Annotated in this window: 18 protein-coding genes; 8 read left to right on the top strand and 10 right to left on the bottom strand. The window is 71.9% G+C overall.

Features of this window, described 5'->3' with window-relative positions; genetic code table 11:
* Positions 1 to 13: 13 nt before the first annotated feature.
* Positions 14 to 1,147, bottom strand: coding sequence for a tRNA dihydrouridine synthase DusB (gene dusB, locus ACWY4P_RS36360; RefSeq protein ID WP_456204790.1), 1,134 nt, complete (start codon positions 1,145 to 1,147; stop codon positions 14 to 16).
* A 148-nt stretch (positions 1,148 to 1,295) separates the two neighbouring features.
* Here dusB and ACWY4P_RS36355 point away from each other — a divergent pair, with 148 nt between their 5' ends.
* Positions 1,296 to 2,750 (top strand): MFS transporter, encoded by a 1,455-nt coding sequence (locus tag ACWY4P_RS36355; RefSeq protein WP_456204789.1) that lies wholly within the window; start codon positions 1,296 to 1,298, stop codon positions 2,748 to 2,750.
* Positions 2,751 to 2,891: 141 nt separating this feature from the next.
* Positions 2,892 to 3,986, top strand: coding sequence for a serine hydrolase domain-containing protein (locus ACWY4P_RS36350; RefSeq protein ID WP_456204788.1), 1,095 nt, complete (start codon positions 2,892 to 2,894; stop codon positions 3,984 to 3,986).
* Here ACWY4P_RS36350 and ACWY4P_RS36345 read toward each other — a convergent pair.
* Positions 3,920 to 4,852 (bottom strand): helix-turn-helix transcriptional regulator, encoded by a 933-nt coding sequence (locus ACWY4P_RS36345; protein WP_456204787.1) that lies wholly within the window; start codon positions 4,850 to 4,852, stop codon positions 3,920 to 3,922. The genes ACWY4P_RS36350 and ACWY4P_RS36345 overlap by 67 nt on opposite strands.
* Before the next feature lie 204 nt (positions 4,853 to 5,056).
* On the opposite strand from ACWY4P_RS36345, the gene ACWY4P_RS36340 reads away from it, so the two are divergent.
* Positions 5,057 to 6,430, top strand: coding sequence for an MFS transporter (locus ACWY4P_RS36340; protein ID WP_456213176.1), 1,374 nt, complete (start codon positions 5,057 to 5,059; stop codon positions 6,428 to 6,430).
* 9 nt (positions 6,431 to 6,439) lie between these two features.
* Here ACWY4P_RS36340 and ACWY4P_RS36335 read toward each other — a convergent pair whose 3' ends face one another.
* Both ACWY4P_RS36335 and ACWY4P_RS36330 read right to left on the bottom strand, forming a co-directional pair.
* Entirely contained in the window at positions 6,440 to 7,081 is a 642-nt protein-coding gene (locus tag ACWY4P_RS36335) for a response regulator transcription factor (protein ID WP_456204786.1), read from the bottom strand.
* A complete protein-coding gene (locus ACWY4P_RS36330) occupies positions 7,069 to 8,265 on the bottom strand; it encodes a histidine kinase (RefSeq protein ID WP_456204785.1) in 1,197 nt (398 codons plus the stop codon). Before ACWY4P_RS36330 ends, ACWY4P_RS36335 begins: the two co-directional genes overlap by 13 nt.
* A 335-nt stretch (positions 8,266 to 8,600) precedes the next feature.
* Here ACWY4P_RS36330 and ACWY4P_RS36325 point away from each other — a divergent pair, with 335 nt between their 5' ends.
* Positions 8,601 to 8,984 (top strand): hypothetical protein, encoded by a 384-nt coding sequence (locus ACWY4P_RS36325; RefSeq protein ID WP_456204784.1) that lies wholly within the window; start codon positions 8,601 to 8,603, stop codon positions 8,982 to 8,984.
* Here the strand turns inward: ACWY4P_RS36325 and ACWY4P_RS36320 are convergent.
* From ACWY4P_RS36320 to ACWY4P_RS36310, 3 genes are all read right to left on the bottom strand, one after another.
* Complete coding sequence (locus tag ACWY4P_RS36320; protein ID WP_456204783.1) at positions 8,953 to 9,246, bottom strand: hypothetical protein; 294 nt, start codon at positions 9,244 to 9,246, stop codon at positions 8,953 to 8,955. The two genes, ACWY4P_RS36325 and ACWY4P_RS36320, sit on opposite strands and share 32 nt — an antisense overlap.
* Positions 9,247 to 9,371: 125 nt before the next feature.
* Positions 9,372 to 10,754, bottom strand: a complete 1,383-nt coding sequence (locus ACWY4P_RS36315; RefSeq protein ID WP_456204782.1) for a glycine--tRNA ligase — start codon at positions 10,752 to 10,754, stop codon at positions 9,372 to 9,374.
* Between the two features lie 10 nt (positions 10,755 to 10,764).
* Positions 10,765 to 10,938, bottom strand: a complete 174-nt coding sequence (locus ACWY4P_RS36310; RefSeq protein ID WP_456204781.1) for a hypothetical protein — start codon at positions 10,936 to 10,938, stop codon at positions 10,765 to 10,767.
* Positions 10,939 to 10,958: 20 nt separating this feature from the next.
* On the opposite strand from ACWY4P_RS36310, the gene ACWY4P_RS36305 reads away from it, so the two are divergent.
* The 4 genes from ACWY4P_RS36305 (at position 10,959) to ACWY4P_RS36290 (ending at position 14,319) form a co-directional block, all read left to right on the top strand.
* Positions 10,959 to 11,939 carry a metal ABC transporter substrate-binding protein gene (locus tag ACWY4P_RS36305; protein WP_456204780.1) on the top strand — a complete coding sequence of 327 codons (981 nt, stop codon included), beginning with the start codon at positions 10,959 to 10,961 and terminating at the stop codon, positions 11,937 to 11,939.
* Positions 11,940 to 11,988: 49 nt separating this feature from the next.
* A complete protein-coding gene (locus ACWY4P_RS36300) occupies positions 11,989 to 12,885 on the top strand; it encodes a metal ABC transporter ATP-binding protein (protein ID WP_456204779.1) in 897 nt (298 codons plus the stop codon).
* A gap of 1 nt (position 12,886) precedes the next feature.
* Complete coding sequence (locus tag ACWY4P_RS36295) at positions 12,887 to 13,807, top strand: metal ABC transporter permease (RefSeq protein ID WP_456204778.1); 921 nt, start codon at positions 12,887 to 12,889, stop codon at positions 13,805 to 13,807.
* An 89-nt stretch (positions 13,808 to 13,896) separates the two neighbouring features.
* A complete protein-coding gene (locus ACWY4P_RS36290; RefSeq protein ID WP_456204777.1) occupies positions 13,897 to 14,319 on the top strand; it encodes a Fur family transcriptional regulator in 423 nt (140 codons plus the stop codon).
* Positions 14,320 to 14,340: 21 nt separating this feature from the next.
* Here the strand turns inward: ACWY4P_RS36290 and ACWY4P_RS36285 are convergent, their stop codons facing one another.
* From ACWY4P_RS36285 to ACWY4P_RS36275, 3 genes are read right to left on the bottom strand one after another with little or no spacing between them, the layout of a single operon-like run.
* Positions 14,341 to 14,985, bottom strand: a complete 645-nt coding sequence (locus tag ACWY4P_RS36285) for a response regulator transcription factor (RefSeq protein ID WP_456204776.1) — start codon at positions 14,983 to 14,985, stop codon at positions 14,341 to 14,343.
* Positions 14,937 to 16,250 (bottom strand): sensor histidine kinase, encoded by a 1,314-nt coding sequence (locus ACWY4P_RS36280; protein WP_456204775.1) that lies wholly within the window; start codon positions 16,248 to 16,250, stop codon positions 14,937 to 14,939. Before ACWY4P_RS36280 ends, ACWY4P_RS36285 begins: the two co-directional genes overlap by 49 nt.
* A 19-nt stretch (positions 16,251 to 16,269) precedes the next feature.
* Positions 16,270 to 17,067: a CPBP family intramembrane glutamic endopeptidase gene (locus tag ACWY4P_RS36275; RefSeq protein ID WP_456204774.1), complete on the bottom strand. Its 798-nt coding sequence runs from the start codon at positions 17,065 to 17,067 to the stop codon at positions 16,270 to 16,272.
* Positions 17,068 to 17,344 lie beyond the last annotated feature (277 nt).

Below are 17,344 nucleotides of genomic sequence, written 5' to 3'. Positions count from 1 at the left end.
GCCGCCAACTGGCTCAGCCGCCGGAGGTGTCCAGCTCCGCGTCCGCGCTCACGCCGGCGCGGTCGTACGGGTCGTCCAGCCAGCCGTCCGGCAGCACCACCCGGTTGCGGCCGGAGGTACGCCCGCGCGGCCCGTCCGCGCCCGTCGGCCACTCCTGGTCCAGGTCCAGCTCGCCGAGCAGCGCGTCCAGCTCGTCCAGGGACGACGTGATCGCCAGCCGCTTGCGCATCTCGGAGCCCACCGAGAAGCCCTTGGTGTACCACGCGACGTGCTTACGGAAGTCGATCACGCCACGCTCCTCGTCCTCCAGCCACTGGGCCAGCAGCTCGGCGTGGCGCCGCATGACCGCCGCGACCTCCTTGAGCGTCGGCCGGGCCGGCGCGCCGCCGCCCTCGAAGGCCGCCACCAGGTCGCCGAACAGCCACGGCCGCCCCAGGCAGCCGCGCCCCACGACCACGCCGTCGCAGCCCGTCTCGCGCATCATCCGCACCGCGTCCTCCGCCGACCAGATGTCGCCGTTGCCCAGCACCGGGATCTCGGGGACGGCCTCCTTCAGCCGGGCGATGGCGTCCCAGTCGGCGGTGCCGCCGTAGTGCTGTGCCGCCGTACGGCCGTGCAGCGCGATGGCGGTCACGCCCTCCTCGACCGCGATGCGGCCCGCGTCGAGGTAGGTGATGTGGTCGTCGTCGATGCCCTTGCGCATCTTCATCGTCACCGGCAGCGGGCCCGCGCCGGTGACGGCCTCGCGCAGGATCGCACGCAGCAGGTTCCGCTTGTACGGGAGCGCCGAGCCGCCGCCCTTGCGGGTGACCTTGGGCACCGGGCAGCCGAAGTTCAGGTCGATGTGGTCGGCCAGGTCCTCTTCGACGATCATCCGTACGGCCTTGCCGACGGTCACCGGGTCCACCCCGTACAGCTGGATGGAGCGGGGCTTCTCGGTCCCGTCGAAGTGGATCAGCCGCATGGTCTTGGCGTCGCGCTCGACCAGCGCCCGGGTCGTGATCATCTCGCTCACGAACAGCCCCTTGCCACCGGAGAACTCCCGGCACAGGGTGCGGAACGGCGCGTTGGTGATCCCGGCCATGGGCGCGAGCACCACCGGCGGGGTCACCGTGTGCGGTCCGATCTGCAGCTGCGTGGCAGTCATGGGGGCGGTCATGGAAAGGGCTTCCTCGGGTACGGTCGTGAACGGAGGCGGAACTCTTATTGTCGCGCACCCCCGTCCCCTATCCGCCACGGGGGAATGTCCGAACGGTTCGCGGGCCGGCCCCGGATTGTCGATGTAGCGTTCAACCATGCCTGAGCTGAGCCACCGGCGTCGCATGCTCGTGCTGGCGATCTGCTGCATGAGCCTGCTGCTCGTCAGCCTCGACAACACCGTCCTCAATGTCGCGCTGCCCTCGATGCGGCGTGAGCTGGACGCCTCCGTCTCCGGGATGCAGTGGACGATCGACGCGTACACCCTGGTTGTCGCCGCGCTGCTGATGCTCGCGGGCTCGACGGCCGACCGGGTCGGGCGCAAGCGCACCTTCCAGACCGGCCTGGTGGTCTTCACCCTCGGCTCGGCGCTGTGCAGTCTCGCGCCGAACCTGGAGGCGCTGGTGGCCTTCCGCATGGTGCAGGCGGTCGGCGGCTCGATGCTCAACCCCGTCGCCATGTCGATCATCACCAACACCTTCACCGAGCCCAAGGAGCGGGCCCGCGCGATCGGGGTGTGGGGCGGGGTCGTCGGCATCAGCATGGCGGCCGGACCGCTGGTGGGCGGGTTGCTGGTGCAGTCGGTCGGCTGGCGCTCGATCTTCTGGCTCAATGTGCCGGTCGGGCTCGCGGCCCTGGTGCTGACCGCCCGGTACGTGCCCGAGTCGCGCGCCCCGAAGCCGCGCCGGGCCGATCCGGTGGGCCAGCTGCTGGTGATCGCCCTGCTCGGCTCGCTCACCTACGCGATCATCGAGGCGCCCGACCGGGGCTGGGGCTCCCCGCTGATCGCCGTGTGCACCGCGGTCGCGGCCGGATCGCTGGCCGCGCTCGTGGCATACGAGCGGCGCCGCACCGAGCCACTGATCGAGCTGCGCTTCTTCCACAGCGTGCCCTTCAGCGGAGCCACGGTCATAGCGGTGAGCGCCTTCGCGGCGCTGAGCGGGTTCCTGTTCCTGAACACGCTGTATCTACAGGACGTGCGCGGGCTCAACGCGCTGCACGCCGGGCTGTGGATGCTGCCGATGGCGGCCATGTGCTTGGTCTTCGCGCCGCTGTCCGGGCGGCTGGTCGGCAGCCGCGGGCCGCGTGTTTCGCTGCTGCTGGCCGGGGCGGCGATGGGGGCGAGCGGGGTGCTGTTCGCGGCCTTCGACGCCCAGGCCACCGACGCCCTGCTGCTGGCCGGCTATGTGCTGTTCGGCATCGGCTTCGGCCTGGTCAACGCGCCCATCACCAACACCGCGGTGTCCGGCATGCCGCGCACCCAGGCCGGGGTCGCGGCCGCCGTGGCCTCCACCAGCCGCCAGGTGGGCGCGTCGCTGGGTGTCGCGGTGATCGGCGCGGTGCTGTCCTCGGGCGCCTCGGGCACCGCCGCGCGCTTCACCGACGCGGCCCGCCCCGCCTGGTGGATCATCGCCGGGTGCGGGGCCGCGGTCCTGCTGCTCGGGCTGGTGACCACCGGCAAGTGGGCGGCCACCACCGCCCGGCGCGCCGCCGCGCTCTTCGACGACGGCGAACGCGCGCCCGCTCAGACCTCGGCCGGCGCCAAGGCGTAAGGCCCGCCGCGCGGGCCGTGCACCCGGCGCCCACCTTGCCGCACATACCCCGCCCAGGTATTCTTCCGAAGCCAAGATACCCCCGGAGGGTATATGCCCGGGGCCTGGCTCACCTGGGCGTGGGACAGAGGAGGGGGCACGGTGAAGGTCGAGGGGTTCGTCGCGGACGGGTATGACGCGGTGCGTCAGGTCTTCCAGCGGCTGATGGACGAGGGCCTGGAAACAGGGGCGGGGCTGTCGGTCTGGCGGGAGGGCCGCGAGGTCGTCCGGCTGAGCGGGGGGTGGGCCGATGCCGGACGGAGCCGTCCCTGGCAGAGCGACACGCTGGTCCAGCCCTACTCGCTGTCGAAGTCGTTCGTCACGCTCGCCGCCCTGGTGGCGGTGCGCGAGGGGGCGCTGGCGCTGGACGAGCCGATCGCCAGGTACTGGCGCGAGTACGGGGTCCGGGGCAAGGAGCGGACCACACTCCGTCAGGTGCTCACACACCGGGCGGGCCAGCCGCGTTTCGCGGCCGAAGCCTCGGGTCTCGACCTACTGGATGACAGCGGGCTGCGGGAAAGCCTGGCGCGGGCGGCGCCGGAGTACGCTCCCGGAACGTCGCTCGGGGAACACGCACTGACTTACGGCCACCTGGTCGACGGCATCCTGCGCGCGGGCGCCGGGACAACGCTGGGCGAGATGTTCAACGATGTGGTGCGGCCCGCGCTGGGGCTCGACGCCTGGTTCGGAGTGCCGGATCACGCGCTGGACCGCGTCGCCGACCTGGAGTATGCGGACCCGGACTGGCCGCGGCAGCTCCACGCGGCGCCATGGCTGGAGATCCCCGCCGGCGCCCTGGACATAGCGCGGACGAACTCCCGGGCCTGGCGGCAGTCGGTCTTCGGAGCGGCCAACCTGCACACGACCGCGACCGCCATGGCGGCGTTCTTCTCCCGCCTCACCAGCGAGGACGGACCGGTACACGAACTGCTGGGGCCGCGGCTGCACACCGAGCTCCTCACCTCCCAGGTCACCGACTTCGATGAGGTCTTCGGCACCGAGATCACCTGGACGCTGGGCTTCATCCGCGACAAGGGCAAGATCGCCAAGGGTGGTATCGGCGGCTCGGTCGCCTGGTGGTCGCTCCGGCACCAGCACGCCTGCGCCTACCTGACGCGCCGATTGGACGATCACTCCCGCGCTGCCGAGATTGCCACGGCCCTGGGCGACGACCTGACCGTGGTGGGCGAGGACTGAGCCTTCGCCAAGGCGTGAAGCTTCTCCAGGCGCTCGTGCGTCTCGGCGTCCGCCGGGGTGTAGGCCACCAGCTTGGGGCCTGAGTTCGGGCCGGTCCACAGGCTGGTGGCGGTGACCCGGAGCGTGCCCACCTGCGCCTGGCGGAAGACCTTGACCTTGTCGCCGGGGCGCAGCACCTCGTGCCGGGCCCAGACCTCGCGGAACTCCGGCGAGGCGTCCTGGAGCCGCTTCAGCAGCGCCTTCCACGGCGGCTCGGCCAGGTGCTCGGCCATCGAGGCCCGGAACTTGGCGGCCATCAACCGGACCGACTCGTCCCGGTCGACCATGCTGGCGCGCCACTCGTCGTGTGTGAAGGCCAGCCACAGGCCGTTGCGGTCCTCCGGCGGCACCGCGTCCAGGTCGCACAGCAGCCGCCCGTAGGTGCGGTTGTACGCGAGGATGTCGAACCGCGCGTTCTGAAGGCAGGCCGGGAAGGGCTCCAGCTGCTCCAACATCAGCTCCAGCGCGGGGGTCACGCCGGCGCACTGGCTGCCGGGGCTCGGGTCGACGGCGCCCGAGAGCGCGAACAGGTGCTCGCGCTCGCTGCGGTCCAGGAGCAGCGCGCGGGCGATCGAGTCGAGGACCTGCGTGGAGACATGGATGTCCCGGGCCTGTTCGAGCCAGGTGTACCAGGTGACCCCGACCGCGGCCAGCTGGGCGACCTCCTCGCGGCGCAGCCCCGGCGTGCGCCTGCGCCGGCCGTGTGGCAGGCCCACCTGCTCGGGGGTGATCCGCTCGCGCCGGCTGCGCAGAAACGCCGCCAGCTCGCCGCGTCGTATGTCGGTGGCCGCGGTCGCGGTCGCGGTCTCCTGCGCCATGGTGGTCATGGGATCCAGGGTGCCTGAGGTCTCAGCCGGTTGCCAGGTAGTTCTTGTACCAGGATAAGAACACTCTGGTACCCGTCTGAGCCAGGCGCCAGGGTCGTAGTCGTGACGCAGACAAGCATCCGTACTCAGAGCCCGGCCGCCGGGGCCGTCAAGCCGGCCGGAGCCGTCAGGGCCACCGGCGCACCGAGCGGCGCCGCCGGGGGCCTGAACGCCCTCGGCCTGTTCACCGTGCTGCTCGGCGCGGCCCTCCCCCTCATCGACTTCTTCATCGTCAACGTCGCCCTGCCCGCCATGGACCGCGATCTGAACGCGGGCCCCGCCCTGCTGGAGCTGGTCGTCGCCGGGTACGGCGTCGCGTACGCCGTACTGCTGGTCCTCGGCGGCCGGCTGGGCGACACCTTCGGGCGGCGCAGGCTCTTCCTCGCCGGCATGGCCGCCTTCGGGCTGACGTCCCTGGCCTGTGGGCTCGCGCCGAACGCGTGGAGCCTGGTGGCGGGCCGCGTGGCGCAGGGCGCCTCGGCGGCGCTGCTGCTCCCCCAGGTGCTCGCCACCATCCACGCCACCACCTCCGGGCCGCGCCGCGCCCGCGCGGTGAGCCTGTACGGCGCCACGGCCGGTCTTGCCATGGTGGCGGGGCAGATCCTGGGCGGTGTGCTGGTGGCGGCCGACCTCGCGGGCACCAGCTGGCGTGCGGTCTTCCTGGTCAATGTGCCGGTCGCGCTGGCCGGCCTGGTCCTCGCGGCCCGCGCGATCCCGGAGACCCGTTCCGAGCGTCCCGCGCCCGTCGACGCGCCGGGCACCGTGCTGCTGGCCCTCGCCCTGATCGCGCTGCTGCTGCCGCTGACCGAGGGCCGCGCGGCCGGCTGGCCCCTGTGGACCTGGCTGCTGTTGGGCGTCTTCCCCGTCGCGGCCATCGCCTTCTACACCGTCGAGCGCCGCCTGGAGGCCTCCGGCCGCACCCCGCTGCTGCCGCCGAGCCTGTTCGCGCTGCGGGGGCTGCGGCGGGGCCTGCTGATGATCCTGCCGTTCAGTGCGGGCTTCGGCGGCTTCATGTTCGTCATCGCGGTCGCCCTTCAGCAGGGCCTGCGGTACGGGCCCGTCGAGGCCGGTGTCGCCCTGACCCCCATGGCCACGACCTTCTTCGTGGCGTCGCTGATGGGCCCGCGCCTGGTGAGCCGGTATGGCAGCCGGGTGGTGACCGCGGGCGCGGTGATCCAGGCCGTGGGCATCGCGCTGCTGATCCTGGCCGTCCAGCGGAGCTGGACCGACCTGTCCGTGGTCGACCTGGCGCCCGGCATCGCGGTCGCCGGTTTCGGCCAGGGCCTGCAGCTCCCGGTCCTGATCCGCGGCATCCTCGCCGAGGTCCCCGCCGAGCGGGCCGGGGTGGGCAGCGGAGTGATGGTCACCACCCAGCAGTCCGCCCTGGCGCTGGGCGTGGCCACCCTCGGCACGCTCTTCCTGACCCTGGCGCCGTCGGTGGGCATGGGAGACGCCCTGGTCAGGACCCTGGCCATTCAGCTCGCGGGGGTCGTGGTGACGGGCCTGCTGAGCCTGCGGCTGCCGCGTGTCCTGGGGTGAGCGGGGAGGTCACCCCACGCCGAGGAAGCGCAGCACCGCCAGCACCCGTCGGTGGTCCCCCTCGGCCACCGGCAGGTCGAGCTTCACGAAGATGCTGTTGATGTGCTTGGCCACCGCCGACTCGCTGATCACCAACCCCTCCGCGATCCCCGCGTTGGACCGCCCCTGGGCCATCAGCTCCAGAACCTCCCGCTCGCGCACGGTGAGCCGGTCCAGCGGGCCACGGTGGCGGACCAGGAGTTGGGCGACGACTTGGGGGTCGAGGGCGGTGCCGCCGCCCGCGACGCGGTGGAGGGCGGCGATGAAGTCCTCGACGTCCGCGACGCGTTGCTTGAGGAGGTAGCCGATCCCGCTGGTGTGCGCGGTGAGCAGGTCGGCGGCGTAGCGCTCCTCCACGTACTGGGACAGCAGCAGCACCGCCGTGTCCGGCCACTGGCGCCGGATCAGCAGCGCGGCCCGTACGCCCTCGTCGGTGAAGCCCGGGGGCATCCGGACGTCGACCACGGCGATGTCCGGGCGGTGTTCCTCGACCGCCGCGAGCAGGCCGTCCGCGTCATCCGTCTCCGCCGCGACCTCGAAGCCCGCGGTCTGAAGGACCTTCACCAGACCGATCCGCAGCAGGACCGAGTCCTCGGCGATCACAGCACGCACGGCAGCTCCACGGTGATGACGGTCGGGCCCCCGCGGGGGCTGCTGAGGTCGAAGGTCCCGTCCACGGAGCCCACGCGCCCCACGAGCCCCGCAAGGCCGCTGCCCTGGGCGGGATCGGCACCGCCGACCCCGTCGTCGGCGATGACCACCCGCAGTATGTCGCCCGTCCTCACGACCGTGACCTCGGCCCCCGTGGCCTGCGCGTGCTTGGTGACGTTGGCCAGGGACTCGGAGACGACGAAGTAGGCGACGGCCTCGACGGTGGGCACGGGGCGCCCGGGGATGTCGACGTGCAGCCGCACCGGCAGCGGGGCGCGGGCGGCGATGCCGGAGAGGGCGGCGTCCAGGCCGCGGTCGTCGAGGACGGCGGGGTGCAGCCCGCGCACCAGGTTGTTCAGTTCCTCGATGGCCTCCTTGGCCTCCCGGTGCGCCTCGTCGATGACCTTGCGGGCCTCCTCGGGCAGATCGCCGAGCGTGGCCTTGGCCAGGCCGAGGTTGACCGCCATGGAGACCAGCCGCTGCTGGGCGCCGTCGTGCAGGTCGCGCTCGATGCGGCGGCGTTCGGCGTCGGCCGCGTCGACGGTGCCCGCGCGGCGCTCGGTCAGGTCCTCGACCCGGCGCTCCAGCACCTTGGCCGGGTCGGGGCCGAGCAGCGCGGTGGCGGCGCGGACGTCGAGCCGTACGAGGGCGCCGGTGAGCCAGTACGCGAGGGCCAGCAGGGCCACGCCGCCCGCGGTGAGATACCCGGCCGCCGTGGCGTTGGGGAGGAACTTCAGCCGCCCGGGTACCGGCGCGCTCCAGATGAACACGGTCGCGGCCGCCAGCCCCGCCAGGGCGAAGCTCCAGGCGAGTACCGCGCCGCACGCGATGGCCGGGCCGATCAGCAGGTTGTAGCGCAGCTGCCGCCCCCTGCGCGCCTGGCCGGGGATGTCGACGTCGAGCAGGGCCTTGAAGCGGCGCCGCTGCATGTGGGTGAACATCGGGGTGACGGCGGCCAGAACGCCGACGGGGAGGGCGACGGCGAACAGGACCGCCAGCAACTCGGACGGCCCGCCGTCGTATGTCAGCCACGGCACCGCCATCACCAGCGCCGCCACGAACTGCACGGATATGCCCGCGAGCCCGAACACCGCGTCGCGCCGCAGCCGGCCGAGCGCTGCTCTCGGCGCGGTGGGGAGTCTCATGCGCCGACCTTAGACCGCCGCCCTGGGGCGGGTCGTTCATGCCCGTACCCGGATCGGGGGTGCAACTGGTGCCACCCCCGTTCGGCAACTCGCGTTACCGACAGGCGAGGCCGCGTCGAGAAGGCTGGTGGCCGTGCCCGAGGAGGAGCCGGGCCGGAAGGAGAGCAGCACCGATGAGCGCCCTGTACGCCCCCACGGCCCGCCCCGCACGGACCGCCCGCGCGGGCCGCGTCGAGCCCGGAGGCCCCAACCGTCGGAGTGGCCCCAGCCGTCGGAGTGGCCCCAGCCGTCGGAGTGGCCCCGGCCGTCGCGGGCGCCGGATCCGGGTGGAGTGGGTGCTTCTCGTCAGCGGCGCGGCGCTGGTCCCCTGGCTGGTCGTACTGGCGACGACGCTGCCGCCCACCACCCAGGTCGGCCACTGGAACGCGGCGTGGGCGGGCCTGGACGCGCTGGAGGCGCTCGGTCTGCTGGCCACCGGCCTGCTGCGGCGGCGCGGCGACGGCCGCCACCGGCTCACCGCGGCGGCGACCTGCGCGCTGTTGGTGGTGGACGCGTGGTTCGACACCGTGACGGCGGCCCCGGGCGCCGAGGTGGCCGCGGCCCTGGCGATGGCGGTGTGCGCGGAGCTGCCGCTTGCGGTGGTGTGCGCGGTGCTGGCCCTGAAGAAGACGGCTCCCGACACGGACCTCAGGTCTGGGACGTGGCCCACCACAGGATGACCGCGGAGATCAGGAAGCAGACCGTCATCGCCCACATGACCTGCCGCCGCGCCCGCGCGTCGGCCGCCATCGTCGGCCTGCCGACCGCGCCGTGTGCCTGGGCGAGGTGATCGAGCCCCTTGTGCCGGGCGCCGCCGTAGGTGATCTGTTCTTCCCAGTCACAGTGCAGACAGCCGAGCATCCGCCGCTGCCGCGCGCCGTATCCGTAGCTCACCTCGAAGACGGTGCCGTCCTCGCGGGTGGCAGTGATGTGATGCGTCACACCTCGCAACACGATTCCGGAACCCCCGGTTCTCCGCAGAGCCACAAAGCCGGGCCCTGGCGCCGCGGCAGTCTACCCGCGGCACCAGGGCCCGTCTCAGCCTGATCGCCTTTGAAACGCCCTGGTCAGCAGCCGATCAGTCGGCCGCCCAGGTAGGACTGGATCTGGTCGAGGGAGACCCGCTCCTGCTTCATCGTGTCGCGCTCACGCACGGTCACCGCGTTGTCCTCGAGGGTGTCGAAGTCGACGGTGACGCAGAAGGGCGTGCCGATCTCGTCCTGGCGGCGGTAGCGGCGGCCGATCGCGCCCGCGTCGTCGAACTCGATGTTCCAGTGCTTGCGCAGGTCCGCCGCGAGCCCCTTGGCCTTCGGCGAGAGCTGCGGGTTACGGGACAGCGGCAGCACGGCGACCTTGACCGGCGCGAGGCGCGGGTCGAGCCGCAGCACGGTGCGCTTCTCCATCTTGCCCTTGGCGTTGGGCGCCTCGTCCTCGACGTACGCGTCGAGGAGGAAGGCCAGCATGGCGCGGCCCACGCCCGCCGCCGGCTCGATGACGTACGGCGTCCAGCGCTCGCCGGCCTCCTGGTCGAAGTACGACAGGTCCTGGCCGGAGGCCTGGGAGTGGGCCTTCAGGTCGTAGTCGGTGCGGTTGGCCACGCCCTCGAGCTCGCCCCACTCAGAGCCGCCGAAGTTGAAGCGGTACTCGATGTCGGCGGTGCGCTTGGAGTAGTGGGAGAGCTTCTCCTTGGCGTGCTCGTACCAGCGGATGTTGGCCTCCTGGAGGCCGAGGTCGCGGTACCAGTTCCAGCGCTGCTCCATCCAGTATTCCTGCCACTGCTCGTCCTCGCCCGGCTTGACGAAGAACTCCATCTCCATCTGCTCGAACTCGCGCGTGCGGAAGATGAAGTTGCCCGGCGTGATCTCGTTACGGAAGGACTTGCCGATCTGGGCGATGCCGAACGGCGGCTTCCGGCGCGAGGTCTGCTGCACGGCGAGGAAGTTGGTGAAGATGCCCTGGGCGGTCTCGGGGCGCAGATAGGCGACCGAGGCGGAGTCCTGGGTCGGGCCGAGGTGCGTGGAGAGCAGGCCGGAGAACTGCTTGGGCTCGGTGAAGCTGCCCTTGGTGCCGCAGTGCGGACAGTTGACGTCCGCCAGCCCGTTCTCGGGCTGCCGGCCGTGCTTGGCCTCGTACGCCTCCTCCAGGTGGTCCGCGCGGAACCGCTTGTGGCAGGAGGTGCACTCGGTGAGCGGGTCGGTGAAGGTGGCGACGTGGCCGGACGCCTCCCAGACCTCGCGAGCGAGGATCACCGACGAGTCGAGTCCGACCACGTCGTCGCGCGAGGTGACCATCGAGCGCCACCACTGGCGCTTGATGTTCTCCTTCAGCTCAACGCCGAGCGGTCCGTAGTCCCAGGCAGCTCGCTGCCCGCCGTAGATCTCGCTGGACGGGTAGACGAAGCCACGGCGCTTGCTCAGGCTGACGATGGTGTCGATCTTGTCGGCGGCCACGGTGCTCTCTTCATTGATGACGGCTGATGACGACTGGTGATGGCTGATGACGACTGATGGCGGCTTTGCGGACGGCAAGCGGACGACAAAGCGAATGCTTCAGATTACCGGCGGCTCCACCCCTCGGATCAAATCGGTAAGCGAAGCGATCAGGAAGCAGATCGTTGTTGACAATCGTTTCCATCTTTGTTGAAAATGAGAGTCATGAACATACGCCGCCCCATCCTCCCGGCCGCTGTCGCCGGAGCCGCTGTTCTCGGTCTGGCCACGACACTCACAGCCTGCTCCGCCGATGCGACAGACGGCCGTACGGACGGCAAACTCGATGTGGTGGCGTCGTTCTACCCGATGCAGTTCCTCGCCGAGCGGATAGGCGGCGGTCACGTCCATGTGTCCAGTTTGACCAAGCCCGGCGCGGAACCGCACGACCTGGACATCAGCGCCCGGCAGACCGCGGACCTCAGCAAGGCCGGACTGGTCATCTACCTCAAGGGGCTACAGCCGGCCGTCGACGCCGCCATCGGCCAGGCCGAGCCGAAGCACGTCGCCGACGCGGCCTCGTTCACCACCCTGGAGGACCACGGTACCGAGGTGGCGGGCGACGAGCACGAGCACGAGCACGACGAGCACGGGGACGACGAGCACGGGCACGGCGAGGACGCCGGCTCCGACCCGCACATCTGGCTGGATCCGGTGCGTTACGCCCAGGTCGCCGAGGGCGTCGGCAAGGCGCTGCGGAAGGCCGACCCCGACAACGCGGCCGACTACAAGAAGAACACCGCCGCGCTGGTCAAGCAGCTCGGCGCGCTGAACGACGACTTCACGACCGGCCTGAAGAACCGCACCTCGGACACCTTCATCACCACCCACGCCGCCTTCGGCTATCTCGCCGAGCGCTACGGCCTGCGCCAGGAGGCCATCTCCGGCATCGACCCGGACTCCGAGCCCAGCCCGGCCCGGATGAAGGCGCTGCACTCGGTCGCGAAGAAGGAAAAGGTCGGCACGGTGTTCTTCGAGACGCTGGTGAGCGACAAGACCGCCAAGACCCTGGCGGGGGATCTGCGTCTGCGTACGGATGTGCTCGACCCGATCGAGGGCATCAGCGACAAGTCCAAGGGCGACGACTACTTCGAGGTCATGCACGCGAACCTCAAGGCGCTCAAGACGGCCCTGGGCGCCAAGTGAGGCGCGACCCACGACGAGCGCACGACCCACGACGAGCGGAGGAAGCCGTATGAAGCCGGAACCCGCCACAGCCCCCGGCACCGCGCCGGCCGCCGAGGCCCCTGCCAAGGCCTCCCCCGAGACCTCTACCAAAACCTCCGCCGAGACCTCTACCGAAACATCCGCCGAGACCTCCGACGCGGCCCCGGTGGTCATATCGCTGCGGGGCGCCACCGCCTCGCTCGGCGGCCGCCCCGTGCTGCGCGGCGTCGACCTGACCGTACGGCGCGGCGAGGTCGTCGCGCTGCTCGGCGCCAACGGCTCCGGCAAGTCCACGGCGGTGCGCTCCGTCGTCGGCCAGGTGCCGCTGTCCAGCGGCGAGCTGAAGCTGTTCGGCACCCCCAGCCGCCGCTTCCGCGACTGGGCCCGCATCGGCTACGTACCGCAGCGCACCACCGCCGCCAGCGGCGTCCCCGCCACCGTCCGCGAGGTGGTCTCCGCCGGGCGGCTGGCCCGCAGGCGGCTGGGTCCGCCACGCGCGGCGGACCGGGCGGCGGTGCGGCGGGCGCTGGAGCTCGTCGGGATGGCCGACCGCGCCAAGGACCCGGTGGGCGCCCTGTCCGGCGGCCAGCACCAGCGGGTGCTGATCGCCCGCGCGCTGGCCGGCGAGCCCGAACTGCTGATCATGGACGAGCCGATGGCCGGGGTCGACCTGGCCAGCCAGGAGATCCTCGCCGAGACGCTGCGCGAGCAGGTCGCCCAGGGCGCCACCGTGCTGCTGGTCCTCCATGAGCTCGGCCCGCTGGAGCCGCTGATCGACCGCGCGGTGGTGCTGCGCGACGGCTGCGTCGTCCACGACGGCCCGCCGCCCAAGGCCGTGGGCCAGCACGCGCTGCCCGGCCACGACCACGTACACCCGCACGCGGCGCACGACGCCGAACCGATCCGGACGGGATTGCTGACCTGACATGTTGGAGATCCTCGACTACGCGTTCATGCAGCGGGCTCTGATCGCCGCCGTTCTTGTCGGCATCACCGCCCCCGCCGTCGGCATCTACCTCGTCCAGCGCCGCCAGGCGATCATGGGCGACGGCATCGGCCACGTCGCGCTCACCGGCGTCGCGCTCGGCTTCCTGACCGGCACCAACCCGGTGTGGACAGCCGTCGCGGTCTCCGCGCTCGGCGCGATCCTCATGGAGCTGATCCGCTGGTACGGCAAGACGCGCGGCGACCTGGCCCTCGCGATGCTCTTCTACGGCGGCATGGCCGGCGGCGTGCTGCTGATCAACCTCTCGCCGACCGGCTCCAACGCCAACCTCACCACGTATCTCTTCGGCTCGATCACCACCGTCTCGCGCGAGGACGTGACCGTGATCAGCTGCCTCGCGGCCTTCGTCGTGCTGATCACCCTCGGGCTGCGCCGCCAGTTGTTCGCGGTCTGCCAGGACGAGGAGTTCGCGCGGGTGACCGGCCTTCCGGTGCGCACCCTCAACCTGCTGCTGGCGATCACCGCCGCCGTCACCGTCACCGTCGCCATGCGCGTCGTGGGCCTGCTGCTGGTCAGCGCCCTGATGGTGGTCCCGGTCGCGGCCGCCCAACAGGCCACCCGCGGCTTCGCGATGACGCTCGCGCTCGCCGTCGCCATCGGCGTCGTGGTGACGCTCTCCGGCACGGTCTTCTCCTTCTACGAGGACGTCCCGCCCGGTGCGAGCATCGTCGTGCTCGCCATCGCCGTCTTCGCCGCGATCACCGCGCTCGCCGCCCCATTGGCGAGAAGTCGCGCCCGCAGAGCCGCCGCGGCCGAGGAGCGCTGCACCCTCCCGCTCCCCGGCGCCCGTACGGCCGCGCCCTCCTCCGGAGCGGGCGAAGGGGACGATGTGCTGGTCTAGCCCGTCCGCTCAGCTTTCCCTGGCACAATGGCCACGCGGATGCGCGACGTACGAGCAGGCGACGAGCAGGCGATGTTGAGGAGGCAACTGTGGTGACCGCGGGTCCCCCAGTACGCGGCCGGTCCACCAGGCAGCGCGCGGCGGTAGCGGCGGCGCTGGACGAGGTGGACGAGTTCCGCAGTGCGCAAGAGCTCCACGACATGCTCAAGCACCGCGGCGACTCCGTCGGCCTGACCACGGTCTACCGCACGCTCCAGTCCCTCGCCGACGCGGGCGAGGTCGACGTCCTGCGCACCACCGACGGCGAGGCCGTCTACCGCCGCTGCAGCAGCGGCGAGCACCACCACCACCTGGTCTGCCGCTCCTGCGGCAAGGCGGTCGAGGTCGAGGGCCCGGCCGTGGAGAAGTGGGCCGACGCGATCGCGGCGGAGCACGGCTTCGTGGACGTCGCCCACACGATCGAGATCTTCGGCACCTGCGGGGACTGCGCGGCGACGGCGGCCAAGGGGTAACGCGACGCCCCGCGGGCAGCCTCACCGCTTGAGATAGGCCAGTACGGCCAGCACGCGGCGGTTGTCGTCGGCGGACGGTTCGATCCGCAGCTTGTCGAAGATGCTCGCGGTGTGCTTGGCGATCGCGCTCTCGCTGATGTGCAGGGCGTGCGCGACGGCGGCGTTCGACCGGCCCTCGGCCATCAGTTTCAGCACGTCGTGTTCGCGCGGGGTGAGGCTTCCGGTGCGGCCCCTGGCGTCGCTGCGGGCCAGCAGCTTGGCGATCACCTGCGGGTCCATGACCGTGCCGCCGGCCGCGACGGTGCGCACCGCGTCGATGAACTGCCCGGTGTGGGTGACCCGGTCCTTGAGGAGATAGCCGATGCCGCCCTCGCCCCCGGCCAGCAGCTCGTGGGCGTAGAGCTGGTCCACGTACTGGGACAGGATCAGCACCGGCAGCGCGGGGCGGGTGCGGCGGGCCTCCAGGGCGGCCTGGAGACCCTCGTCGGTGTGGGTCGGCGGCAGACGGATGTCGACCACGGCGACGTCCAGGTCCTCCTCGCGCAGCGCGCGCAGTAGGGCCGGGCCGTTGTCCACGGAGGCGATCACCTCGCAGCCGTGCTCCCGCAGGGTGCGCATCAGCCCGTCCCTGAGCAGGAAGAGGTCTTCGGCGAGGACGACGCGCACGGAATCTCCAGGGTCACGGTGGTCGGGCCGCCCGGCGGGCTCCGCAGGGCGAGAGTGCCGTCGAAGGTACCCAACCGGCGCTGGACGCCGCGCAGTCCGGTGCCGTGGGAGAGGTCCGCGCCGCCCCGGCCGTCGTCGGTGACCGTGATGTGCAGCCGTGCGATCTCATGGGTCAGGGAGATACGCACCTCCTGGGCGCCGGAGTGCTTGGCCGCGTTGGCGAGGAGCTCGCTGACCGCGAAGTAGGCGGCGGACTCGACCGGTGCCGGAAGCCGCCCGGGCGGCAGGTGAACCTCGACGTGGACGTCGAGGAAGCTGTCGAGCGCGAGCGACCGTACGGCGTCGCCGAGCCCCCGGTCGGCGAGCACCGGGGGCTGGATGCCGTGGACCAGGTCGCGTAGGTCCTGGAGCGCCCGTGCGGAGGACTCCCGCACGTCGAGCAGCAGCGCGCGGACGGCGCTGAGGTCGATGTCGCCGATGTGGCCCGTGTCGCCGGTGTGGCCGGTGCCCAGCAGCCGGGTCGCCTCATCCAGCGTCATGCCGAGGGCGACCAGCCTGGCCTGTGCGCCGTCGTGCAGGTCCCGTTCGATGCGGCGCAGTTCGGCCGCCTGCGCGTCCAGCGACTCGTCACGGATGTCGGTGAGCCGTTCGACGCGCCGGGCGAGTTCGGTGCTGAGCGGCGCGGACAGCAGACGACGGCTCCAGCGGGCGTGCAGCTTGAGCATGACGGGAGCCAGGCGCACACCCGCCGCGATGAACGCGAGGCCGAGGACCAGCGCGGCGAGCATGGTCGGGGTGGAGCGTACGGGGATGAAGGCGTACCAGTTGCCGTCGTCGATGAGCCGCCAGATGAACGGCTGCACCAGCGCGCCGAACGCCCCGTACTCGACGAGGGCGAGCGGGATCGCGACCAGCAGCCCGCCGAACCACGGCTCCAGCCAGGCCCACCGCAGATCGTGCCAGAACCCCTCGTCGCCGAGGACCACGGCCGCCCGGCGGCGGGGGCGCTCGGCCCGGTCGAGGGCGAGCGGCTCCGGCGGGCTGATCCCCGTACCCGTCCAGCGGGCGGTCCACGACCGGTACCGGTCGGAGAGCCCGCGCAGGGCCGCCGCGGCGGGCGGCAGGAGCCGGAACCCGACCCCGATCGGGAGCAGCAGCAGGGCGCAGATCACCAGCCCGCCGAGGGCGCACACCGCGAAGGCGGCCAGCCCGAGCAGCTGGCACCGGACGAGGGCGCGCAGGCCGCCGCCCCGTGTTCCCCCCATGACCGCCCGTTGCTCCCCTTCAGCGCGCCGAGTGCGCCATCGCGCGGATCCTAACCGCCGTTGCCCGCCTCACCCATGGCACCGCCGCCACCAGACAGGCGGCCCCGAACAGCACCATGGGCAGCACCGCACCGGACTCCTCGTCCATGAACAGGAGCATGCCCAGATTGATCAGGGTGTGGAAGCCACCCGCGAGCAGCAGCCGGTTCGCCCGCACCCGCTCCAGGCCGAGCCCCAGCACGACCGACATCGCCACCGTGGACAGCAGAAACCCGGCCGCGTACGCCGGAGCCTGCGCGAACACCTGCACATGCCACACGCCCCACACCGCGCCCACCGCGGTCGACGCGGCGAGCGGGCCGAAACGGGTCCGCAGCAGGGGCTGGAAGAAGCAGCGCCAGCCGATCTCCTCACCGCACGCCCCGACCAGCTGCGCCACCACGATCAGCGTGAAGGGGTGGTCCAGTGTGCGCGGATCGGTGACGTGAGCATCACCGGTCGCCAGGGCGTACGCGCCCGCGCCGATCGCGGTGATCAGCACCGCCGTGGCAAGCAGCGGCAGCGCACGGCCCGCCCGCCGCGCCGAGGGGCCCGTCGCCCACCCTGCCCGGCCCTCGGGCAGCGCTCCGGCGAGCAGCGACCGCACCGGGGAAGGCCACAGCAGCGCCACCGCCACCACCCCCAGCGCGGGCCCGAACTGGGTCAGCTGGATGACCTCCACCGGTATCCCGGTCGCGGACTGGGCCGCGCCCAACACCCCCGCCGTCACAAACGTGACCGCGAGGAACACCCCCGCCTTCGCTTTCCACTTGTGCATGCCGCCAGGCCCCCGATCGGGTCGAACCGGATGTCGTCGCTGTCGACGATGCCGGTCGGGGAGCCCGCTGCCCTTGCACGTAGCTGCCGAACAGGGGTGTATCCAGATCTACCCCCTACGCACTCACCGCCTGCCCCGCCGCAGCCAGTCCCGCACCTTGCGGCCCTCGGGGACCTTGCCGGGGCCCGGGACGGGCGCCACCGCTGGGACCGGAACCGGCGACGCCGCCGGGACGGGCATGGGCGTGGCTGAGAGCACAACGGCCGGTGCCGCCGCC

This window comes from Streptomyces sp. LZ34, from assembly GCF_053890475.1.
The sequence above is the reverse complement of the archived record's forward strand: the minus strand, read 5'-3'. Positions and strand labels throughout refer to the sequence as shown.